Genomic DNA, 23,485 nt, shown 5'->3' with positions numbered 1-23,485 from the left:
ATACTTTTATAGCACCACTTCTACTGTGAATACTAAGCGATCTGTCTTAGAATCTCCTCTTTTTGCTGCTCATGAACTTTAGAACAACCGCATGCAGGAGATGCAGCAGCAGGTCTTGCAACACACTTAGGTCTTTTTGCTTGAGCATTGAGGCCAGACAATACCTCTTCCATCAATGGGTTGACAAAGAACCATCCTCCCATATTTTTTGGTTCCTCTTGACACCATATAATTTCAGCGTTTTTGTACTTCTCAAGTTCACTGCCTAGTTTATCAGCAGGGAATGGATAGAATTGTTCTAAACGGACTACTGCTATATCGTTTATTTTTTGTGCTTCAAGCATTTCAATTATGTCGTAATAAACTTTACCACTGCATATTACGACTTTACGTATTTTATCATTTGAAGCTAAACTTTTTCTACACTCTGGAATTATCGTGAGAAATTTTTCTTCAAAGTCAGACAGATTAGAAACTGCCTTTTTGTGGCGCAATAGCGATTTAGGTGTAAATGCTACCAAAGGCTTACGGAAGTCTCTGTGGATTTGCCGGCGCAAGGCATGAAAATAATTTGCGGGAGTGGAGCAATTCACTATCTGCATATTATCTTCTGCACAAAGTTGCAAAAATCTTTCTATACGAGCAGAACTATGCTCAGGTCCTTGCCCTTCATAACCATGAGGCAAAAGTAAAACTAGACCACTTGATCGCAACCACTTTGTTTCTGCAGATGCAACAAACTGGTCGATCATAATTTGCGCGCCATTTGCAAAATCACCAAACTGTCCTTCCCAGAGCACCAGTGAATATGGAGAATCAAGGCTATAGCCATATTCAAAGCCCATCACAGCATACTCAGATAGTGCACTATCTATAACTTCAAAGCGAGCTTGTTCTTTGTTTATATTGTTCAGTGGAATAAACGTTTCTTCTGTTACCTGATTAACAAGTCTTGAATGACGGTGCGAAAAAGTACCGCGACCAGAATCTTGTCCTGACAAGCGCACTCCTATTCCTTCTGTGAGCAATGACGCGAATGCAAGACTTTCAGCAGTTGCCCAGTCTATATTCCTACCGGAATTTATATTGTCTATTCTTCCATCGAGTATTTCTCTAACCTTATTGTGGATATTAAAACTGCTTGGAATATTGCCATTTATGTGTACACCTAACTTTTTTAGCTCATCTGGTGAGACACCAGAGTCTGTATAGTATTCATTCAAATCGTTCAACTTTGCTCTTCTTAATTTTGACCACACTCCACCAAACCAGTCGGCTTTTTTGGAAGTGTAAGTCGCTGACTCAGCAAGGCTTTTATCCAATCTTGCCCTAAATTCGCTGCGTAATTTATTTACTTCATTGTCACTTAATACTTTCTCTGCAGTCAGCTTCTCTTCATACAGTGTTCCTGGAGTTTTATGCTTTGATATTGCTTGATACATAAGTGGCTGAGTGAAATTTGGTTCATCGCCTTCATTATGGCCATATTTGCGGTAACATATTATGTCAATCACTATGTCCTTTTTAAATTTCTGCCTATATTCCATTGCCAAACTTGCAGCAAAACTCACAGCTTCTGGATTGTCTCCACTGACGTGAAATACTGGAGCTTCTATTGACTTTGCTACATCAGTGCAATAAAAAGAAGATCGCGCACAACGAGGATTAGCGGTAAACCCAACTTGGTTATTAATGACAATATGGACGATACCACCTACTGTATAACCTTTAATGTTGCTCAAAGTCAGGGTTTCAGCAACCACTCCTTGCCCGATAAAAGCTGCATCACCATGAATTGATATTCCAAGCACAGATCTCATATTTTGCTTTGCTCTTACTCTTCCAGCTAGAACTGGATTTACCGCCTCAAGGTGAGATGGGTTAGGACATAAACTTAAGTGTATTTTTTTACCACCAGCAAGTGCTCGATCAGAAGAGTAACCAAGGTGATATTTGACATCACCAGACACCTCAAGACCACTTAGGTATGCAAGGTTACCTTGAAATTCAGATAGCATTGCCGCATACTCTTTTCCCATAACTTTGGTTAGAACATTAAGCCTTCCTCGGTGAGCCATACCAAGGACTATTTCTTCAATACCAAAAGCTGCGGAATCACTAATGACTCTTTCAATTGCAACAATAGTTGACTCTCCGCCTTCAATAGAAAAACGCTTGTATCCAGGAAATTTCATATGGAGAAATTGCTCGAACATCTCAGATTCGATTAAGTACCTCAGTATTTCTTTTTTATCCTGAGGACTCAGCGTATAGGTCTGGTTTTCAATTTTCTCCTGCAGCCACATCCTCTCCTCGTAAGAGGAAATATGCATAAATTCAAAGCCGATATTCTTGCAGTAAATATCTCTATAGATTTCAGCATCACGCATTGGAGATAGGTTCGAGTATTTTTGATAATTTATTTCTTTATTTACATTTGGTGATAATGGATTTAAGTCTGCAAAAAAATGACCGTAAGATCTGAAAAAATTTGCTACACTAGACTCTACCTTAGTTACATGTTGCGTGTCACAAAATTCCGTTTTATTAACCCCTAAATTGCTCGAAAAAATTCTGTACCAATCCTCCCCGATTGATCTATCGCCCTGCAGATAACGGCTATACATTTCCTCTACAAATTCTGCATTATCACTATAAAGGCAGCTTAAACTTAGCATAATCACTATAAAAGATATCAAATACTTATAAGTATACCTTAAGTTTTTTAAAAAAGAACTCCTTTAGTTTCCAATTATTAAGTTATACAAACACTGCAATCTGAGTTCTCCAGGAAGGGTGTCATTCTAGACTGGCGTCTAATCTTTCCATAAAACATTGTATTTTAACATAAAACAGCTATACTCACCAACTTATGCCCAATCAGAATTCCTAGATCCCAGTGTCAAGCGCTGGGATGACATCTTTTTTGGACTCCTATACTATTGCTGATTGAAGATTATTGAAATTTTTTTTGCACATTTAAGAGCGCAAGCGTTTATGAGTCAGAGGATAAGTCATATAAGATTTACTGGATCTTAATACTTTGAATTTATATTTTAGTAAACGGTAATTGGTATGAGTGATCTATTTAAAAGTGATAATTATGATAAGAATCTCAATTCTTTGATAAGAGCCATAAATCTGAAGGATACAAAAAAAATTAATGAACAATATGATGAAACATTGAGGGATTTATCTCAAGCTCTGAAGGGTTTTACAAATAAGGCAAAGTCAGAAGATGTAGCCAAGTTTGTTATATATAGTGACTTGAATAATTATGTAGAACCGGTGGATGCAAAGCCACTCGGTTTTTTTGGAACATTGAAGGGGATATTAGATAGAGTTTTGGGAAAAGATATTCCAGTTAAGGATAATGACATAAGAGATTTTGTTGGTGATGAATTATCAAGTTTCACTATAGAAGAAAAAGCAGCCGAATATACAATCATTTTGAAAGGAATTAATGTATTCGGCTATGAAAAATTTAATGCTTTGAAAAAATTTTTAGACTCAGAGCAGAACAAAAAAAGCCAGGAGGAACATAAACCGCATGAAGTAAACTTGGAAAGCAGAACAACGCCAAGGCAAAAGAAAGAAAAGCAGCCAAAAAAAGAATCTGCTAGTAATCACATGAAGCAAATAAAACGACCAACAACAGCGCCTCCGCCACCTCCTATTACTTCAAATGAGCTTAAACCTGAGCCTCAGAAAAAGGTTGCTACTACTGAAAAGAAGAAGGTGCGCTTTGAATCGAAACCAGAGATTATACCTTTTGATGATTCAGGATATGAAAGTTTATCAGATGAAGAGTCTGATAAAAAAATATCTAATTACCAAGAAAAAGGGTCAATTTACGTAACAGTTCCTAAAGAACATATAGAAGCGAAAAGAGAAAGTAGAAAGAAACAGCCAACAAAACCGTCAATAGCACCACCAATGCCAAACGCTATCGGTCAAGAAGTGAGGCAAAAACCTAAAAAAGATAAACCTGAAATACCACCAAAGCCTAAAAACCTAGGCCAACAAGTGAGCACGAAACCAAGGATAGTAGGAGTGACTCCAAAAAAATCAGCTAAAAGTAAACCGATAGTACCGCTAAAAAAAGCTGCTGATAAAGCAGCACCAGAAGTAAAAGTGGTTACTATGAAAGAAAAAGTAAATAGCAAGAAGGACGGCAGAGTAAAGTCAATGGTAGAAAAAATTGAGCAAAATCAAGCTGCTGAGAGCAAAGCCACTCCTGCTGCACAAGCAGATATCGGTATGAAGAAAAATCCTGAACCATCGCCAAAAGCTGCCTCTCAATCTCACTTATTTCCGACAGGAAATAAAAGATCTAAAATGAACCCCATAACAGCAAAGTCCGATCCCAAGCCTCCAGTTAGTGAAAAACCTCTTCTCACGCATGTCAGCGTAAAGAAAATAGCTGCACGATTTGAAAGCCATGGGAAGAAATAGCTATAACCTATTGAACAAACCCTATAATATCCTTGGTCTTTCTTATATTGTTATTTGCAATTTCTGCTGCTTTCTTTGTACCTTTTTTTAATATTTCATGTAAATGGAATTGGTCTTTTAAAAGACCGTTCATCTTCTCACGTATCGGTGATATAACACCGATGATTAAGTCAGCTAACTCTTTTTTGAAGTGCTTCATGTTATGCTTGTTCATTTCTTCGCACACTTTATCCACGCTTGTGTCACTAAGCACTGAATAAATGCTCACCAAATTGCTTATTTCTGGACGACACTTTAAAGTACAAAAATCAAAGCTTGAGATTGAATCTGTTTTTGCTTTTTCTATTTTTTTGACAATTAAGTCATCCGTATCATCAAGGTTAATGCACGAATGTTCTGAAGGGTCAGATTTACTCATCTTGCTTGTACCATCTCTTAAGCTCATTATTCTTGATGTGCAATCCAAAGTTAAGATTTCAGGTACGATGAAATAATCCAGTTTATAATGATTGTTAAAAGCTGATGCAATATCACGTGCAAGCTCCAAATGCTGTTTTTGATCATCACCAACAGGAACGTATTTAGTTTGATACAACAATATATCTGCAGCCATAAGTACTGGATAACTATATAATCCAAGAGAGGCTTTTTGCTTATCATTGCCAGCCTTGTCTTTAAATTGAGTCATACGACTGAGCCAACCAATTGGCGTGTAGCACCCAAGTAGCCAACAGAGCTCTGCATGCCCACTAACTGTAGACTGATTAAAAATAATGGACTTTTCTGGATCTATTCCACATGCAATATAAGCTGCTGCTGTTTTGAAAATATTACTTTTTAATTCGTTTGCAGGAAGCTTATTTGCTGTGATTGCATGTAGATCAACAATGCAAAAAAGAGATTTATATTTATCCTGTAAGCCTATCCACTGTTTGATTGCACCAAGATAATTACCTAAATGTAGTACGCCACTTGGCTGGATACCTGAAAAGACAATACTTGTCATTATACATTTACCTCATGCTAATCGCTTCCACAATCAGTAGATTTCTTAGAAAGAATAACCATTGCAGGACGGAGCAACCTATTTTTGATAGTATAACCAGTTTGTAGTACTTCTATAATAGTACCAGGCTCTTTTTCATCGTCCTCTCTTTCCACAACGGCTTGGTGTAAATTACTGTCAAAAAGCTCACCAAGTGGATCTACTTCCTCTATTCCATGTTTTTTTAGATCATTTATAATTTTTTGATAAGCTACTTTAATCCCCTCATGAACAGGATCACCATCTTTCAAATTTTCCATTACTTTTTTTAAATTGTCGCACGAGTCGATCATATCACGTGCAAACTTTGTGACTGCATAGTCACTTGCATCGCTAATTTGCTTTTGCATTATACGTTTGACGTTTTCATTATCTGCAACAGCACGGCGTAAATGATCTTCAAGCTGAGCTGCACGCTCTTTTAATGTATTGAGATCTTCATTTAAATCATCAGTTTGCTTATGGTTATCACTTTGTTGGTCGTCACCTTTCTGCCTACTTACCATATCAGCAAACTTCTTCTTTTTCTCTTTACTGCTATCTGACATATTATTACCCTTAAGAATCTAATAAATATATAGCAATTAATTCGAAAATATCAAGCGCCAGCTACATTCGTCTTTCTATGCTCGCATTTAAAAAGTCAATTAAAGTAGTTTTATAAAAAGAATCAGAAAAAGTACTAATATCATTTTGTGCCATATTAATGTAGTGTCTAGCTTTTTCCATAGAAAGCTGAATGGCATTATGGTGGTTAATATAGTGTAATGCTTGGTTAAAATTGTGTCTAGCTGAAGAAAAGCATTTTTCCCAGAATTTTTGCTCTGCTGGACTGCCCTTTTCGTATGCTATAATAGCAGGTAAGGTGACTTTACCTTCGAAAAAGTCTTTTCCGACTTGTTTTCCAGAAGTGCCTTGATTAGCAGTATAATCGAGCATATCATCAACTATTTGAAATGCCATACCAAAATTAAAACCAAAATTCTTTAGCCTCTCTGTTTCGTCATTTGTTGCACCAGATACTGTAGATGCAGCTTCACAGCATGCAGAAAATAAAGATGCTGTCTTTTCTCCAATGATATCAAAATAATTTTTCCTAATCGTGTTAGGGTCAAAACGCGTTGTCATCTGCTTTATCTCACCCTTCACAAGCAAGTTTGATGCCTTAGATAAAATAGAGAGAACACTTAAATTTCCACATTCTATAAGCCATCTAAATGCCAAGGTCAACAACAGATCACCAACTAAAATGCTTGATTTATTTCCCCAAATTTTATTCGCTGTTGCAACTCCATGGCGTGCCTTACTTTCATCAAGCACATCGTCATGAAGTAAAGTAGCGTTGTGTATAAATTCTACCGATGCAGCAATGTTGATCCTACTCTCTCCAGAATAGCTCAGCATTTTACATATAATAAAAACGAGCTTAGGCCTTATCTTTTTTCCTCCTGATTTAACAAGATGAGATATGATATCGGTAGCAAGCTTCGCATCTTCATCATTGACATTTTTGAAGATAAAATCATTCATAGTTGATAAATCATAAGATACGATATTATCTAATTTACTATTGTTTGTTAAATCAGTGTTTAGCATTTAAGAAGACTTATGCTTCTTGTTCTTGTGCTTTCCCGACTTTCTTCTTTTCTATTTTTTTTGATTCTGTTTCTAAAGTTACTATGCCTTTTTTAATGAACCACAGTACCCTTTCAGTTGCCTGCGCTCCTACACTTAGCCAATGTTTTAATCTATCAGCTTTCACTACAATACGACTTTTATTGTCTTTTGGTAACATTGGATCGTATTGTCCTATTTTCTCAATAAAACGCCCATCTCTTGGTGCTCGTGAATCAGCTACAACTATCCTATAAAAAGGGCGTTTCTTTGCGCCAAACCTTGCCAACCTTATTTTAACTGCCATGTCAACCTTTATTCATATATTAATTACAACTTAATACAATAAACAGTTCAAGTCAAACTAATTGTACCTCTTTTACCTGAAAACAACATAACTTCCGCTAATCACTCATAAAAGGAAGACCTAAGATAAAACTTTTTTATATATCATCAATCATAGCGTGGTTAACTTCAACTATATACTTTAATTTTAGATAGCGAATTAGCTGTTCCTTTAGCGGTATCATCACACGTTTTCCAGTGTCAAGTATGTTTAATTTACCATTTGATAAGTGCATTTCTTTTAAAACACCTATTATAATTTCATTGTTGTATTGAATAGGCTCTGTTACTAAACCAGCTGTCTTCATATTAAAAATCTCTTCTATAAAAGAAAAAGGGTAGCTTTGTTCATTGCGTTGTATTTGCTGATCTTTAACCAATTTTACACCTTGCATTTCTTCCAAATCTGTCTTTTCTTTTAGTTGAACTGCAACTTCTTGTCCTAATTTAAACATTCTTTCTTTTATAAACTCACTACGCCAAAGCTTCACGGCTGATGCCCTACTTTCTTCAAAACTTTGTAATTTAGGAGGAATGATATCAGTGATTTTTACACTAACAACAGCGTCCCCAACGTCCTTGAAATAACCTTTCTGATCCTTTTCTCGCGAAAAAATGAAAGAAATCAAATCACCAGAATCTCCTACGTTATTACCGTTTTGATCTTTTCCACTCGCATCTACTGGACCAATAGTTTGTATAGGCAAATTGTATTCACTCAATATTTCTTCAATTGCTGTGCCATTGTATATCTTATAGTTCACTTGGTTTATGAAGTCATTGACTCTTTCAAAAGACTTTTGGTTAGTTAAAACTGACTTTATGCCTTTTTTTAAATCAACTAAGTCTTCATCAGAGATTTGATGCGCACTTTCCACTTTTATTATGTGCCAACCAAAACTGCTTGCTAAAACTTCACTTACTTCACCTACTTTGAGAGCAAATACCTTTTCTCTCACGTCTTCTGGTAAAGAATCCTTGGTTATATTATCTACTCTAGTTTCCTCAAGTTTTGCTTTACCAAACTTTTCTACTATCTGTTCAAAGCTCGTTTTACCCTCCTCAAATGCCCTTCTTGCTGTCTCAGCTTTCTCTTTGGTAGAAAATATTACATTGAATATATCTCTTTGATCTTTAAGTTCCTGTTGTTCTATTACACCATCAACTTCTTCATCTGAGATTTTGATTTGATCTTCAAAATACTTTTGGTCCAGAGAAATATATTGCGCAGTTCGATACTCAGGATAATAAAAATTGGACTTATTTCTTTCGTATAAATCAAGTAAGACTTGATCATTTGGCTCAGGAACGTTTGTAACTGCATCTTCAGTTATTTTAACAATATCAACTACTCTAGTTTGGTAGCGACTTTTGTATATCTGCTCGTCAATTTTCTCGCCAAAAGTTATCGGATAATTATCTTTAAATAATGAAGTCATGAACATCATTACAGGCAGGATTTTCTCTAGCTTTGCTATATACTCCTTTTCTGTAATATGCAGGCTATTTAGCGTTTTATGGAATTTACTTTTGTCAAATTCGCCTTTATCATTTTGAAAGTACTTGGTATTTTTAATATGGTTTTTTATAGACTCTTCTCCAACTGTTAATCCCAGTTCACTAGTTAGGTTAAACAATAGTTTTTGCTCTATAAGTGCATTAAGCAAATCGTATTTCAGCTTTTTTACTTGTTCTCCACTTGCATCAGATCCAGAGATTTGCTTTCCATAATTTTGATATAGCGATTTATACTCATCTGATGTTATAACTTCTTTTCCAACTCTAGCTACCTCTTCTTTTTCATCATCATCTGATAAAAGGTTGCTAACTCCCATGAAGATTAACAAGCAAGCTAAAAGGACAACGGTTACTTTAGTGAAAAAATTTTTAACATTCATTTTAAACTCAGTTAATTAATGGTTAATGATAGGATAGTGATAATATAATTCTTGTAAACCTGTTGCTTTATTAGCTAATATATATAATATTACAATATATTAACTTAAAATTTAACTCTCCTCTTAGATAAAAACATATATTCAACTGAGTTATACTATACCTTAAGAAGGGAAAATATTTTTTTGAATCGTTTGAAATATGCTTAAAGGTAAGCGCATTTAATTAACCTAAGAGGTGAGAAATATAAACCAAAAAGTTGTTGAATGACAAAGTTAATGCTTTTTTAGTTTTAATAGCTTATATTTTATCTTTATAACAGTAAAGGAATATTAACATGGGAGATGTTTTTTTGATGTCAATGGAGCCTTCTAAGGACAATAACGATAAAAATGAACAATTTCTCATGCAAATAGCTGCTTGGCTGGTAGATAACACTAGTTTAACTTTTAATCAAATAGCACAATGTTGCAAGTTAGCCCTTGAAAAAGTACAAGACATAGCTGATGAGGAAATAGAAGTTGAAAAGTATGACCCTATTATTTCTGGAATAATTACTGAAAAAGAAATCGATGATTGCAAAAAAAATCCAAATCGTGTGCCAAATTTGATTATGGAAAATATAAAAAAAAGGAGAAAAGCGGTTTGCAGCATTCTTGGCTTTGCTTCTACAATAAGGCGTAGAGATAAACCTAATGCGATTTATTATTTGGTAAAAAAATTTCCTATCTTTAACAATTATGTTATAGCTAAGCTAGTGAGTACAACAAATTATACAGTTGAGCAAATAAGAGATGGATCTCATCATAACATGCACAATATAAAACCCCAAGATCCTGTACTGCTCGGCTTATGTAGCCAGGAAAATTTAGAAGCGGAAGTGGAAAAAGCAAAGGTAGAAGAAGAAAAACAACGAAGGTTAAAAAATATAAATGAATAGCTATTGATGATTCTCAAATTTTTGCGATTTGTGAACATTAAATTAACTTGACTTGTTAGTTTTTGTCAGTATAATATAAATAAAGTATCTAGTTTAATAGTAATTAAGCTTAAGTACGCACTAAAAACTAGCTCATTTATTATCTTATAGTCACATCTTAGGTTAGTAAGCATCAGTTAAAATTTTTGGAGGATTATGACAACAATCAATGAAGATGTCTTAGCAAAAGGAAAGGTTATAGATCAACCTGAAAAAGGTGAACGAGTTCACAATAATGATACAGTAAACCAGATAGCCATTGAAGGTACTGAAAAAAACAAAAAAACATTAGATCTGAGCGAATTAAAAAAGAAAACAGCAGAAGAATTGTTAGAGTTAGCTGAAGAAAGAAAAATTTCAACTAACGGTAAAAGCAATGGTAGAATGCTAAAGCAAGAAATAATATTCAGCTTAATGAAGAAAATGAGCGAAGAAGGAGGCATAACCACAGGGAGTGGAATAGTGGAAATATTGCCTGATGGTTTCGGTTTCTTACGTTCAGCAAGTGCAAATTATGCCCCAAGTACCGATGATGTTTTTATTTCCAACGGGCAAATAAAGAAGTTTAATTTACGCACAGGAGATATGGTATATGGGGAAATAAGGCCACCTGGTGATAAAGAAAGATATTTTACTTTAACTAAGGTTCAAAGTATAAACTCTACTGAAGTCAGTGAATTAAGAAAGTACGTCCATTTTGATAATTTGCTTCCTCTTTATCCTGAAGAGAGCTTAATCCTTGAAAACAACAGCAGTGGAGATAATAAAAAAGATATAAATATGCGTGCTGTGGATATAGTGACACCTCTTGGAAAAGGACAAAGAGCATTGATAGTTGCTCCGCCTCGTATAGGAAAAACGATATTGCTTCAGCAAATGGCTCACTCTATAGCTACAAATCATCCTGAAATAGAACTAATAGTATTACTTATAGATGAAAGACCCGAAGAGGTGACAGATATGATGCGCTCTGTAAAGGGTGAAGTGGTAAGCTCTACATTTGATGAACCTGCCTATCGTCATGTCCAGCTTGCTGAAATAGTAATAGAAAAAGCTAAAAGAATGGTCGAGCACAAAAAAGATGTAGTGATTTTGCTTGATTCTATAACTCGTCTTGCACGTGCTTATAATGCAGTAATTCCTTCGTCTGGAAAAGTTCTAACTGGCGGTGTAGATTCAAATGCACTGCAGAGACCAAAACGCTTTTTTGGAGCAGCTCGTAATATTGAAAATGGTGGTTCTTTGACAATTATCGCTACAGCTCTTATAGAAACTGGTTCAAAAATGGATGAAGTTATTTTTGAGGAGTTTAAAGGTACAGGTAATGCTGAAATTATACTCGATAGAAAGCTTGCTGATAAACGTATATTTCCTGCTATTGATATTACAAAATCCGGAACAAGGAAGGAAGAGCTATTAGTTAATAAGGCTATACTAAATAAAATATGGGTGTTGCGTAGGATACTTAGTCCTATGGGATCTGTTGAAGCGATGGAGTTTTTGCGCGACAAATTACTTTTAACAAAGAGCAATGCTGACTTTTTTAACTCTATGAATCACTAGAAGTAAGCCAGTTATGATTGGATATGCTGAGCAAAAAGTAAAACGCTCTTATAGCTAAAATAATTTGGATTTACCAGATAGATAGTTAAGTTGGTAATCTACCTTAAGTTGCTGTTCCAGCGTGTAGCACTAGTTTTGATCGAAAATTTTGTACAGTCAGTTTATTTACAATCAATTTTCCAGTATCAGCTACGTAAATGACATCTTTTGGACTCTTAATATTAGTATGTTTATACAATTGTGTATCAGTATTGGAGTTGACATATTCCAAAAAGAATCGTATCTACTCTGAATCATCTGACAGGTTGTATGCTTGATAAGCGTAATTTGGAGCTTCCTGTGTAATGATTATATCATGAGCATGACTTTCTCTTAATCCTGATGCAGTAATAGTAACAAATTTGCAGTTTTTTTTCATCTCTTCTATATTACGATTACCAGTATAACCCATTGCAGCTTGCAATCCACCAATTAATTGACAGATCACTCCTGAAGCTGGACCTTTAAAAGGAACTCTTGCTTCTACTCCTTGTGGGACTAAATCAAGCTTTGAATCTTTATCTTGAAAATAACGGCTAGCTGAACCTCTTTTCATTGCGCTAATAGATCCCATTCCTCGATATTCTTTATATGCTCTACCCTTATACATGATAATCTCACCTGGGCTTTCGTCAGTACCAGCAAAGATTGAACCTATCATCACAGTATCAGCACCAGCTGCAATAGCTTTTGCAACATCTCCCGAGTATTTTATCCCACCATCAGCAATTAGTCTGACGTTTTTTGTTCTACACACCTCTGCAACATTCTTGATTGCAGAGAATTGCGGTATACCAACACCTGTAACTATTCTGGTAGTACAAATTGATCCGGGTCCTATTCCAACCTTCACTGCATCAACACCAGCATCAATCAACGCTTCAGCAGCCTCCTTTGTTGTAATATTTCCGCCGATTAATTGCGTATTCGGATACATCTTTTTTATTTCTCTAATGGTGCTGATAACGTTTTGGGAATGACCATGAGCGGTATCTACAATAACCACATCGACTTCTTCTTCGATCAAAGCTTCACATCTTTCTATATCATCTTTTTTACCAGTACCAATTGCAGCGGCAACTCTGAGCCGACCTTTACTGTCTTTACACGAATTTGGATATCTATTGTATTTTTCAATGTCTTTAACTGTAATTAGGCCTATGCAACAAGAATTTTTATCAACAACCAAAAGCTTCTCTATTCTATTTGCATGCAACAATTTCATTGCTGAGGCGCTACTCACTTCCTGCTCCCGCACTGTCACTAACTTATCTTTTGTCATTACTTCGGAAACTTTTATATTCATGTTCTGGTCTTCAATAAATCTTACATCTCGGTTAGTTAAAATTCCCACTAACTTGCGTTGCTCAACTACAGGAATTCCAGAATAGTTGTACTCTCTCATTAATGAAATTGCTTCCGCAACCGTTTTATCTGGGGAAATTGTAATTGGGTTATACACGATCCAACTTTCATATTTTTTCACCCTTCTTACTTCTAAAACTTGTTCATCTATTGATAAATTCTTATGTATGCAACCTATTCCCCCATGTTGGGCAATAGCTATTGCAAAGCCTGATTCAGTAACAGTATCCATTGCGGAGGATATGAGAGGGATATTTAGTTCTATATTATTTGTTAAATAAGTTTTTGTATCTGCATCACGAGGCAATACATCAGAATAGGCTGGTAAGAGAAGTACATCGTCAAACGAATAACAAGCTTCCATTTTTTTCATATGCTTTATTTAAAGCTTATACGCCAATTAATGAAATTGCAATAGAGCTTTTGTAAAATTAGCCTGGCTCCAGCTGTTTTTAGATCAAAATAGGATAGGGATGTAGCTTCTAATATATTTATCGCATAATTATGTTATTTGCTAGCAAACAAAACTGTTCAATAGTTAAGCTTTCTGGACGTTCGTCTCCACTCAGTTTAGCATTCTCAAGAATAGTTGAGACATCACTAGTTATACTTTGCAAGCTATTTCTCAGCATCTTTCTTCTTTGAGCAAAAACAGCACGTGTTAGCTTTGTTAAGGTTTCTAAATTGACTGCAAATCTTAGGTTGGACAAAGGTTTTACTGTAATTACTGAAGAATATACTTTTGGTCTTGGAAAAAACTCCTTAGATTCAATATCAAATTCCTTTTTTATGTCGCATAGTAACTGGCTTAGCACTGATAGGGAACCATAATCTTTAGAATTAGGTTCTGCTGTAATACGCTCTGCTACCTCCTTTTGGAACATTAACGTCAAACTCGTAAAAAATTTTATATTATTTAACCACTTTAAAAATAACACTACCGAGATATTGTAAGGCAAGTTAGCAATGACTTTAACTGGACATTCTACCAGCTCTTTTTCTACAACATTAAGTGCATCTGCTTCTATAATTCTATATTTTCCCTTATGCTCATTCAGCAATTGTTCATGATGTTTCACTAAATTACTATCTTTTTCTATAGAAAGTAGAAACTTTGGATTATACGCCAATATTTCCCTTGTTAACGCACCATATCCAGGACCAATTTCAATAACATTAAAATCTTTCAGGCTACCAGCTAAGGCAACTATTCTTTTTGTTATCTCATTCGATAAAATAAAATTTTGCCCTAGACTCTTTTTTGGCTTCAATAAAAATTTTCTCATATAATCTTATTATGCAGTTTTTTAAAAATTAGTTGACGAAAATTCACTGATAATTGTATATTGTCAGTGTATTTAATGCCGGCTTAGCTCAATTGGTAGAGCAACTGACTTGTAATCAGTAGGTTGTCAGTTCAAGTCCGACAGCCGGCACTCTTATCCATATAAGAAAAATTGATGTCCTTTTTAATAGTAGCAAATTGGAAAATGAATGGAACGCGTTCTTCATTTGTTGACTTCATAGACAAACTTAATGATAAGAGCAACAAAATTACCTCTAAATTAGTAATTTGCCCTCCTTTTACATCATTTCCAAGCAATATAGAGTTGGACAACAATATTAAAATAGGAGCACAAAACTGCCATCATAAAAAATCTGGTTCTTATACAGGCGAAATTAGCGCAGAAATGTTAAAGGAGCTAGGATGTAGTTACGTAATACTTGGACATTCTGAAAGAGCTCATGAAACAGATAGTGAAATAAAACTGAAATCAGAAACAGCAATAGAATCAGGCTTACACCCAATCATCTGCGTAGGTGAAAACTCAGAAGATTATAAAAATAAAAAAACAAAAGAAGTAATAGAATATCAGTGTAAAAACCGTTTACCAACACATGGTGAATATACCATAGCATACGAACCGATATGGGCAATAGGAACAGGAAATGTGCCAAATAATGACGCAATTGCTGAGGTGATAGAGACAATAAAATTTTGTACTGGTAAAAAACACATTATATATGGTGGTTCAGTCAGCTCAGAAAATATAGAAAATTTACTTAGTATTCCAAATTTATTAGGAGTTTTAATTGGTAGTGCAAGCTTAGATTTTGATCACTTTTATAAAATTATACAACAAGTCGAGAAAAATTTTTCTCTTATTAATTCTAAAAATAGATAATACTCAATATAGGAATAGGTCTATCACGTGCGTCTCAGCAGATTCCGCTAACATATAGTGAGATTGACGGTTGTCAAGGTGACACTGATTTCTATACAAAAGTGGTGTCATCTAAATACTGACACTGATTTCCATCCAAGACGGTGTCATTCCAGTGCCCAGACACTGGAATCCAGAAAAAGTAATTTCAACCAAGTGATAAAGGCTGGATTCCAGCATCACGCGCGCAGCTGTACGAACATTATCTGTAAGAAGATGTCATCCCAGTGCCCAGACACTGGGATCCAGTTAAATTTGCGAGTATAAAAGTAGCTGCTTTATGTTAAAATACAACGTTTCTGATGGTGATGGAAAAATGGATGCCAGTGGGCTTTGTTGCATCACTCAAGAGAAAAGAACTGGCAGTTACTGACGAAATTCACTATAAAACAGGCATTTAACCTACGAAAGAAAAATATGCCAACTAAAATGAAGGTCAGCAACTGCTATGAATATAACAAATTTCTCCAAGAAAGAGGAAATATTTTTCATTTTATTAATGGAAAATTGGTACGAAAATAGCCCCAAAATGCGAGGTGGAAATTATATTTATAGTAATAAAGTTGTGATTTTAGTGCATATAGTCGCTAGTCTCTTTAGAATTGGCTTAAGACAAACGGTAGGGTTTATAAAAGGATATTTGCAGCAAGTAGGAAAGGGCTTAGCAGTCATTAGCTATTCGCAGGCTTCAAGAAGGTTTAAAAAGCTCAATATTAAGATCAATGATTGCAGAGTTGATAAAAACAATATGGAAGATATTGAAATTGCAATAGACAGCACAAATTTATAATAATACCCTGGTCACAGTAAGGAAAATAGGAAAGTATCGCAGTTATAAACAGGTAAGATGTAATATTGAGTATAAATAGTAAAAAAGCTATAGCTGCACAATATAGCAATGGTCAACCATTACGGTGCTTGCTGACTTGATTTCAGCATGCTATAAAAGCATTATATGCAGACAGAGCCTATGATAGGCGCAAGCTTTATAAATTGTATATGATATAAAGACAAAAATTTTACCGAAAAATCGTGCAGTGGAGCATACAAAATTGGATTATATGGCTGAAAGGAATGCTGCCATTAGATTATGTGGTAAAGACGGTGTGAAAGAGTGGAAGCGGTTTATGGAAAAAGGTCATATATTGAAGGATTTTTTTCAAGCAAATATTTGTTTAGAAATAGATCTGAAGTAAATCGAGAAAAAGAGTTGCTAATAAAATGTTACTTACTCAATAAATTTACTGATATTGGCATGGCTAAGTTTGAGGTAGTTTCATGAATTTATTATGCTTTACCCACTATCCGATAAGCGATGCAACAAAGCCATCCCAGTGTCACGCACTGGAATGACACCATCTACTACTCAAATTACCTGCAAATTGCAATTTTCGTACGATTGTGGGGTTATAGCTTAGAAAATTAACGATATTTTATTCCCCGGTGAACGCTCTATTTTGTTTTCCAACTCCAGTTCCAAAAGAGCCATTAGAGCTATGTTGGTAGAAAGTCCGCTTGCTAATATAAGTTCATCTATATCAACAGGTACAGAGTTAATATGATCAACTATAACAGATTTTGCCTGTTGTAATTTTCCTTGTTTTTGGTCAGCAACGATATCAAATAGACTTTTTTGCTGAGGAGGTAAACTAAACCTAATACTCTCTATTATGTCATCAGCGGATTCAACAAGTTTAGCGCCGTTTTTAATTAAATAATTACTACCACTACAGCGTGAATCTAGAGGGAAACCAGAAACTGCAAACACCTCTCTTCCTTGATTCAAAGCAAAATCTGCTGTGATGAGAGAACCAGACTTTTTTGATGCTTCAATTACCACAACACCGAGTGACAGGCCAGATATAATACGATTCCTTTGAGGAAAATACTGAGGCTTTGGTTTAGTAGTAAATGGAAGCTCAGTAATTACTAATCCGCCATTTTCAGTGATTCTTTTGTATAGATCAAAATTCTCTTTTGGATACACCACATCAATTCCGCTTGCTGTAACAGCAATAGTGGGATGATTTTTGTATATTACACTGTTTGCTGCGGTATCGATTCCTTTTGCAAGTCCAGAAACGATAACAAAACCAGCTTTGCTTAAATCAAGTGCTAGTTTACTGGCAAAATTTCTTCCATTCATCGAAGAGTTACGACCACCAATTATTGCAATTATCTCACGGCTTAATAATGATACATCACCAAGCACGGTTATTACAGCTGGACAATTCGTTATATTCCTTAAAATATCGGGGTAACTTGGGTCACATGCTGGTATTATTTTGGCTCCAATTTTTTCTGCACTCTTAATTTCTTCTTTTGCACTTTGAATTCCATAATCCTTATTAGCTAACTCATTAAGATATTTAAGCACTTCATCTAGCGAACCACATGCTCTTAGTATACTAAAAAACTTTACTGGTCCCACAGCTCTAGCCAAGCTTAGCCATATTTCTAGTTCTTCGTTATTTAATTTATTTATCTTCATAAAAGGCTTGAATTTCTTATCAATTTAGTGTACCCAAGATAATGTAAATATACAGTGTTTTATGACGCATTTTGTTACAGATAAATGCATAAAATGTAAATATACGGACTGTGTAGAAGTATGTCCCGTTGACTGCTTTTATGAAGGTAAAAACATGCTTGTGATTAACCCAGATGAGTGTATTGATTGTGGAGTGTGTATACCTGAGTGTCCAGTAGATGCAATTGTAACTGATGATTCCATAAAAGATATTCTAGAGCTAGATGAAAGCTTACTGAATAATGAACAAAAAATCTTTAAATCATTTTATAACATAAACGTAGAATATTCGCAAAAGTGGCCAAATATCACAGCTAAAAAGCAACCCCTAGATACAGCAGAAGAGTATAAAGAAAAAAAGGATAAAACAGCTTATTTTGACGAAAATTTAGGGTAATATTAACAAAGAAAAAAAGATTAAACTCCTTGTATAACCATATGAAAAGCTAGCAACTCACTCTTTTTTGTCATTACAGGGCGTAACGCACGAACATTGTAGTTTGAGTCCACCAAGAAAGATGTCATTCCAGTGCCTCTATGATGTCATCCCGCTACGTGTTAGCGGGATCTATAGCTAACCCAAATTAGGTTTACCGAAACAAATTTTATGGTTGTACTGAACAATTTAAGTTGTCATTCCAGCGCGTAACGCTGGAATGGCTTTGTTGCAAATTGCTGGTAGAAATGAGACGAAATAATTCCTCATCTTATTCTTTGCTATTCTAGGTCTAAAAGTATAGCCCAGAAAATCAAAGCTCTGTGTAGGAAATTCTTCTCTCCTATCATCATCCTTACTGTACACAATGTGTGTCTTTTCAGGATGTAACTTCAGTTTACACTTAGCCAATCTTTCTTCGATCATTACTTTCATAAATTCTGCCTGCTTACGAGTTTTACAGTGTACTATCGCATCATCTACGTGCGACCTGAAGTTGCATTGTTGTGATGGTTAAATTCCATCTCCCCAGACATCAGGGGTAAAGCATGGCCCACATTCTGAGAGGTGGCAACTTTTGGGATGCAAGCATGGGACAAAAGGAGGTAACACCAAACCTTATGGTGAATCCCTTCGAGCAAAGCTGCATAAGGTTACGAAAGAAACCTATGTTAGAACTGTCGTTACGCGGAATATGCGAAAAAAGGTTGAACACGCATAGACCAAAATGGTATGAGATAATTTAAGGAATTAGAATAGTAGATGTCTAGTTTTGATGTTCTTAATCTTCGGTGGAGACTAAGTGCGGCGTGAAACAAGAATGTAGAACAGGGTAACCATCATATTTGCTCTCTTGAGAAGGTAGCCAAACCGCAAGCTTTATGATGGAAGGATTGTCTAAGAAGCTAATGCCTGAAATAATATTCAGGATATGCTGACGTAGACACTATAATTTGGAAGGTAAAGTTATAAGTAGTAGTAAATATGTTATGAACCAACAAAAAGTTAGGTATGAATGGAATGAAATTCCCTGGCGTAAGTTAGAGCAATCTTCATTTAAGCTGCAAAAACGAATTTACCAAGCTTCTAAATGTAATGATGTCAAAAGGATGCACAATCTTCAGAGACTATTACTCAAATCAACAAGTGCAAGGATGCTTGCTGTTAGAAGGGTAACTCAGGATAATAGAGGAAGAAAGACAGCAGGTATTGATGGAAAAGCTAGCCTTAAGCAAAAAGAAAGATTGCAATTAGCAAACTCTTTAAATATAAGGGAAAAAGCAAAACCATCAAGACGTGTTTGGATTCCAAAATCTGTTAAACCAACAGAATATCGTCCTCTTGGAATACCTACAATAGCAGATCGAGCAAAACAAACACTTGTAAAAATGGCTTTAGAACCTGAATGGGAGGCAAAATTTGAGCCTAACACTTATGGTTTTAGACCTGGTAGATCTTGTCACGATTCTATAAGAGCTATATTTGATGCACTAAAAAGAAAAATGGCATTTGTCTTGGATGCAGATATATCTGGATGCTTTGACAATATTGACCATAAGGTGTTATTGGAAAAGCTTCATACCACACCAACTATAGTAAAGATTATAAGAGGATGGTTAAAAGCTGGCATTATGGAAGGAAAAGTATTCCAATTTACAAAACAAGGTACAATTCAAGGGGGAACTATTACACATTAAGTTAAGGGAAAGTGATGGACTGTATTGTAAAATCAGGTAAGATCCACAAATTAAAAGAAGTAATGACATGAGTAAAAAAAAGAATAATCATGTTTATAAAAAATAAATTGATGAGTTTAAACTTTATAAACGCACACAGAGCATCCTCAAAAGACTTCTCACGAAAAAGAAAGCTGCCCTTCATTAATGTATTTCTCCTGATTTTTAGAAAGAGTGTAAAGTCATTACAAGTAATGCTTAATGAGTTTGTTCTGCATACAAGAAAAGATTACACAATTACGGCAAGTGCATTTACTCAAGCAAGAAAGAAGCTAAAGCATACTGCGTTTTCAGAGTTAAATGATGATATAGTTTCCCTATACTACCAAGATCAGGAATTTAAAACCCACCATGGCTTCAGAGTACTTGCATTTGATGCTTCAATACTGATTCTGCCAAAGAGCGACAAAATAATAGGCGAGTTTGGCTCAAGAGCAGTATGGAATGGAATCCAGAGATTTGAAGACTATACAAGTGCAACCTTTGAAGTTTGCTACGATGTGCTAAATAATATTGCAATAAAATCTGTGCTAAGTAGAGGTGACAGCTATGAGGTTGATTTAGCGATCGGTATGCTTGAATCCATAAAATCAGACGATTTGTTAATCTGTGATAGAGGATACGTATCTTATCGATTTCTTGCTGAGCTTACAGGAAGGAAAATCAATTATATAATTCGCTGTCCAAGTTCGTCTTTCAATGAAATAAACGCTATGTTTAAGCCGGAAAGCCCATCTAGTATGGTGGTAGTGTCTACCGCACCTATTAAAGTAGCAAGACAGCTACGAAAGCTAGGATTACCTGATGAGATGAAATTCAGGTTAGTCAAAATAATACTTTCTTCTGGAGAAGTTGAAGTGTTAGTAACATCTCTGTTAGATGAGCAAAGTTTTACAGTCGAAGAGTTTGAGAGATTATATTACTTGCGCTGGGGAGTAGAAACATTTTTTTCTAGGCTGAAGGGAAGATTAAATTTAGAGAATTTCACAGGAAAAAGTATTGAAACTATCAAGCAGGATTTTTGGTCAACTATCTTCATCAGTAATCTAGAAAGTATCATGATAGAAGATGATGAAGAGACATTGAGCGCACAGAATAGTAAACTAAAAAAAAGCATCAATAAATCTGTCTCATTTAATGCGATTAAAAACTTAGCCTTTGATATTTTTTCTACAGAGTCAGACATAGACTGCATTATGGATCGACTATCACAGTTATTTTTGATGAACACTTTAGTGGTAAGAAAAGGGAGAAGAGTTGATCGTCATAAGATATCTGATATTCGTTCACTCAACTACCAGAAAAGAGCTAGAAAACATGTGTTTTAAATTCAAGATATCTTTTCAGTATCATTGCATTAGTACATTCTTTGCAAAATAACCTGCAATTATTACTTTTTTAAATAACTTGCACTTTTCAGACTCCCTTTTCTTAAAAATTCACCCTAGTATTTACCATAATTATCAATCACTTCAAATTTTTTGTCCAATCTTAACTTCTCTTTCCCTTAACTTAATGGCAGTGGTGAAGTTCCACCCCTGAAGATTGGAATTCAAGCAGTTTAGCTTTAACCATATTGATCAGGTGTTGCAAGCCGTTATCTTACACATCTTCAGATAACTCTCGCTTTACATACATGCTCTTGTCCTCCTTCCCTTTCGGGTTAAAGTTAGTTGTTCACCTCGAGGCCCTTTATTCTGAACCCCGCTTAGCTCCGCTAAGTATTTCTTAATGCGTACCACGGCGCACACTCGCATCTCATAAAGCTCCCACTAGTCATTAGCCCTAAACTATTACAAAAGCTTAATACTCGAAAAAGAAAATACAGTGGCTATGGTCAAGTAAGAAAACTACATGTTGTTTTAAACGTAAATGATAAGAATAGTGGTGTTGCTGTGCCGGTCTGCGATATGTTAGAGGAAGTCAGTGATAAATATAACATTTGTTCTATTCGAGCAGATGCGGCTTATGATATAAAAAGTGTGTATAAAGAATGCAGAATATTGTGCCTATTATTCGCCCTAGCTAAAATTTGTTTAGCTATCAGAAAGAAACAAGTAGAATATGAGAATTATGAAGATGGTATTAATGAATGGAAGAAAAAAGTTAAGTATGGAGCACGGTCTTATATTGAAGTCTTTTTCTATAGGTTGTTTGGGTTTGGCTTGAAAAATAAATCAGAGGTAAATCGTGTGTTAATTAAGTGCTACTTACTGAACAAATTTACTGATATAGGTATGGCTAAATTTAAATTAGCTGCGTAAATTCATTGTGATTTACATGCCTATCAGTGCTATGCAACATAGCCACACCGATTTTGGAACCTGGACAAACTTTGATAATGCTACTTTTCATAAGTCTAATAAGATTACCGAACTTGCTAAAGGGGTTGGTGCAGAAATTTTATATCTGCCTCCGTATTCTCCAGATTTTAACAAAATTGAGCATCATTGGTTTGCTATAAAAAACAGAATCAGGAACTCTATTCACATCTTTTTGTCATGCTGTTGATTCTTCCTTCTTATAACCTTTTGGACTATTATGGGAAGGGCTATACTTTCTCTGGAAACTTGCAGGAGCAGAATTTATGCACATAAAACCAGTTCGTGTACAAAAATAGCAATCGTGTGATAGATGTTTAGGACGGAGATTCAAGTGAGTAAAGAAAGGAAAATTATTTTTGCAATACCGTAGGTACGCTCCAAAATTATACTGAGATTTTTATTGCACTTAAAATCTTCGTTCTTCCTAATCTCCAGAATTATCAATGCATCATTATTTAACCAGCCTGAGTGAGCTAATCCTTCTAAAGTTGAATTAACTAGATTACTATTATAAGGCGGGTCTATAAAAACTATATCGCACTTTGAAATAGATCTTGGTAATCCATTAGCATTGCAACAAATTAACGTGATATCGCTCATAATTCCAAAATCTTCTGCTGTTTTTTTAGGCAGTTGCAAATTGTAATAATCTGAATCTACCATGAATGCATGTTTAGCACCTCGAGAAAGCGCTTCAAATGAAAAAGAGCCACTTCCGCAGAATAAATCAAGCACATTCAAGTTATAAATAGATTTTCTTGAAGAAAGTACACTAAATATTGCTTCTCGGACAATACCCATAGTTGGCCGTACAGCTAAATGCTTGCCTGTGGTTATTTTTCTTCCACGATATTTGCCTGCAATAACACGTAGCATATAAAACAAGCTCCAAATCAACTAATTATTTAATAATATACATTTAATGTCAACATG

At 35.1% G+C, this 23,485-nt stretch carries 22 protein-coding genes, 1 tRNA gene and 1 pseudogene; 13 read left to right on the top strand and 11 right to left on the bottom strand.

Annotated features, from left to right (window positions below; translation table 11 throughout):
• Positions 1-32: 32 nt before the first annotated feature.
• On the bottom strand, positions 33-2,678 hold the full coding sequence (locus ABLO99_RS08060) for a 2-oxoglutarate dehydrogenase E1 component (RefSeq protein ID WP_349968527.1): 2,646 nt from the start codon (positions 2,676-2,678) through the stop codon (positions 33-35).
• Positions 2,679-3,075: 397 nt separating this feature from the next.
• On the opposite strand from ABLO99_RS08060, the gene ABLO99_RS08055 reads away from it, so the two are divergent.
• Entirely contained in the window at positions 3,076-4,455 is a 1,380-nt protein-coding gene (locus tag ABLO99_RS08055; RefSeq protein WP_349967595.1) for a hypothetical protein, read from the top strand.
• A 7-nt stretch (positions 4,456-4,462) separates the two neighbouring features.
• Here ABLO99_RS08055 and trpS read toward each other — a convergent pair whose 3' ends face one another.
• The 5 genes from trpS to ABLO99_RS08030 form a co-directional block, all read right to left on the bottom strand.
• The gene (trpS, locus tag ABLO99_RS08050; RefSeq protein ID WP_047759026.1) at positions 4,463-5,461 is read right to left on the bottom strand and encodes a tryptophan--tRNA ligase; all 999 of its coding nucleotides are present in this window, start codon (positions 5,459-5,461) and stop codon (positions 4,463-4,465) included.
• Between the two features lie 17 nt (positions 5,462-5,478).
• Positions 5,479-6,048: a nucleotide exchange factor GrpE gene (locus ABLO99_RS08045; protein WP_047759025.1), complete on the bottom strand. Its 570-nt coding sequence runs from the start codon at positions 6,046-6,048 to the stop codon at positions 5,479-5,481.
• Positions 6,049-6,109: 61 nt separating this feature from the next.
• Positions 6,110-7,096 carry a polyprenyl synthetase family protein gene (locus ABLO99_RS08040; RefSeq protein ID WP_349967592.1) on the bottom strand — a complete coding sequence of 329 codons (987 nt, stop codon included), beginning with the start codon at positions 7,094-7,096 and terminating at the stop codon, positions 6,110-6,112.
• A 10-nt stretch (positions 7,097-7,106) separates the two neighbouring features.
• Entirely contained in the window at positions 7,107-7,421 is a 315-nt protein-coding gene (gene rpsP, locus ABLO99_RS08035; RefSeq protein WP_349967590.1) for a 30S ribosomal protein S16, read from the bottom strand.
• A 136-nt stretch (positions 7,422-7,557) separates the two neighbouring features.
• Positions 7,558-9,357, bottom strand: coding sequence for a peptidylprolyl isomerase (locus tag ABLO99_RS08030; protein ID WP_349967589.1), 1,800 nt, complete (start codon positions 9,355-9,357; stop codon positions 7,558-7,560).
• 335 nt (positions 9,358-9,692) lie between these two features.
• Between ABLO99_RS08030 and ABLO99_RS08025 the strand changes: the two genes are divergently transcribed.
• Positions 9,693-10,295, top strand: a complete 603-nt coding sequence (locus ABLO99_RS08025; protein WP_349967587.1) for a cell cycle transcriptional regulator TrcR — start codon at positions 9,693-9,695, stop codon at positions 10,293-10,295.
• Positions 10,296-10,490: 195 nt separating this feature from the next.
• The gene (gene rho / locus ABLO99_RS08020) at positions 10,491-11,897 is read left to right on the top strand and encodes a transcription termination factor Rho (RefSeq protein ID WP_349967585.1); all 1,407 of its coding nucleotides are present in this window, start codon (positions 10,491-10,493) and stop codon (positions 11,895-11,897) included.
• Positions 11,898-12,180: 283 nt separating this feature from the next.
• Here the strand turns inward: rho and guaB are convergent, their stop codons facing one another.
• The gene (gene guaB / locus ABLO99_RS08015) at positions 12,181-13,674 is read right to left on the bottom strand and encodes an IMP dehydrogenase (RefSeq protein WP_047759019.1); all 1,494 of its coding nucleotides are present in this window, start codon (positions 13,672-13,674) and stop codon (positions 12,181-12,183) included.
• A 118-nt stretch (positions 13,675-13,792) separates the two neighbouring features.
• Complete coding sequence (gene rsmA / locus ABLO99_RS08010; RefSeq protein ID WP_349967583.1) at positions 13,793-14,587, bottom strand: 16S rRNA (adenine(1518)-N(6)/adenine(1519)-N(6))-dimethyltransferase RsmA; 795 nt, start codon at positions 14,585-14,587, stop codon at positions 13,793-13,795.
• 77 nt (positions 14,588-14,664) lie between these two features.
• Here rsmA and ABLO99_RS08005 point away from each other — a divergent pair.
• From ABLO99_RS08005 to ABLO99_RS07990, 4 genes are all read left to right on the top strand, one after another.
• Positions 14,665-14,737: transfer RNA gene (locus ABLO99_RS08005), tRNA-Thr, on the top strand.
• A gap of 24 nt (positions 14,738-14,761) precedes the next feature.
• On the top strand, positions 14,762-15,487 hold the full coding sequence (locus tag ABLO99_RS08000) for a triosephosphate isomerase (RefSeq protein ID WP_047759017.1): 726 nt from the start codon (positions 14,762-14,764) through the stop codon (positions 15,485-15,487).
• Positions 15,488-15,974: 487 nt separating this feature from the next.
• Positions 15,975-16,316: a transposase gene (locus ABLO99_RS07995; protein ID WP_349967324.1), complete on the top strand. Its 342-nt coding sequence runs from the start codon at positions 15,975-15,977 to the stop codon at positions 16,314-16,316.
• A gap of 324 nt (positions 16,317-16,640) precedes the next feature.
• Positions 16,641-16,808 carry a hypothetical protein gene (locus ABLO99_RS07990; protein WP_349967582.1) on the top strand — a complete coding sequence of 56 codons (168 nt, stop codon included), beginning with the start codon at positions 16,641-16,643 and terminating at the stop codon, positions 16,806-16,808.
• 132 nt (positions 16,809-16,940) lie between these two features.
• Here the strand turns inward: ABLO99_RS07990 and dprA are convergent, their stop codons facing one another.
• Positions 16,941-18,017, bottom strand: a complete 1,077-nt coding sequence (dprA, locus tag ABLO99_RS07985; RefSeq protein ID WP_047759016.1) for a DNA-processing protein DprA — start codon at positions 18,015-18,017, stop codon at positions 16,941-16,943.
• 61 nt (positions 18,018-18,078) lie between these two features.
• Between dprA and ABLO99_RS07980 the strand changes: the two genes are divergently transcribed.
• The gene (locus ABLO99_RS07980) at positions 18,079-18,453 is read left to right on the top strand and encodes a ferredoxin family protein (RefSeq protein WP_349967581.1); all 375 of its coding nucleotides are present in this window, start codon (positions 18,079-18,081) and stop codon (positions 18,451-18,453) included.
• Positions 18,454-18,681: 228 nt separating this feature from the next.
• Here ABLO99_RS07980 and ABLO99_RS07975 read toward each other — a convergent pair whose 3' ends face one another.
• On the bottom strand, positions 18,682-18,963 hold the full coding sequence (locus ABLO99_RS07975) for a hypothetical protein (protein WP_349968525.1): 282 nt from the start codon (positions 18,961-18,963) through the stop codon (positions 18,682-18,684).
• Positions 18,964-19,082: 119 nt separating this feature from the next.
• On the opposite strand from ABLO99_RS07975, the gene ABLO99_RS07970 reads away from it, so the two are divergent.
• The 5 genes and pseudogenes from ABLO99_RS07970 to ABLO99_RS07950 all read left to right on the top strand — a co-directional run.
• On the top strand, positions 19,083-19,238 hold the full coding sequence (locus ABLO99_RS07970; protein ID WP_349967579.1) for a hypothetical protein: 156 nt from the start codon (positions 19,083-19,085) through the stop codon (positions 19,236-19,238).
• A 207-nt stretch (positions 19,239-19,445) separates the two neighbouring features.
• Positions 19,446-20,189, top strand: coding sequence for a reverse transcriptase N-terminal domain-containing protein (locus tag ABLO99_RS07965; protein ID WP_349967577.1), 744 nt, complete (start codon positions 19,446-19,448; stop codon positions 20,187-20,189).
• Positions 20,190-20,278: 89 nt separating this feature from the next.
• Positions 20,279-21,556: an IS4-like element ISWpi18 family transposase gene (locus ABLO99_RS07960; RefSeq protein ID WP_349966866.1), complete on the top strand. Its 1,278-nt coding sequence runs from the start codon at positions 20,279-20,281 to the stop codon at positions 21,554-21,556.
• A gap of 582 nt (positions 21,557-22,138) precedes the next feature.
• Positions 22,139-22,492: a transposase gene (locus tag ABLO99_RS07955; RefSeq protein WP_349967575.1), complete on the top strand. Its 354-nt coding sequence runs from the start codon at positions 22,139-22,141 to the stop codon at positions 22,490-22,492.
• 44 nt (positions 22,493-22,536) lie between these two features.
• Positions 22,537-22,755, top strand: a pseudogene (locus tag ABLO99_RS07950) (transposase); the annotation flags it as partial.
• Positions 22,756-22,879: 124 nt separating this feature from the next.
• Here ABLO99_RS07950 and rsmD read toward each other — a convergent pair.
• Entirely contained in the window at positions 22,880-23,428 is a 549-nt protein-coding gene (gene rsmD / locus ABLO99_RS07945) for a 16S rRNA (guanine(966)-N(2))-methyltransferase RsmD (RefSeq protein ID WP_349967573.1), read from the bottom strand.
• Positions 23,429-23,485: the final 57 nt, after the last annotated feature.

The sequence above is a fragment of the Wolbachia endosymbiont of Armadillidium arcangelii genome, assembly GCF_040207875.1.
Classification (GTDB): Bacteria; Pseudomonadota; Alphaproteobacteria; order Rickettsiales; family Anaplasmataceae; genus Wolbachia.
The sequence above is the reverse complement of the archived record's forward strand: the minus strand, read 5'-3'. Positions and strand labels throughout refer to the sequence as shown.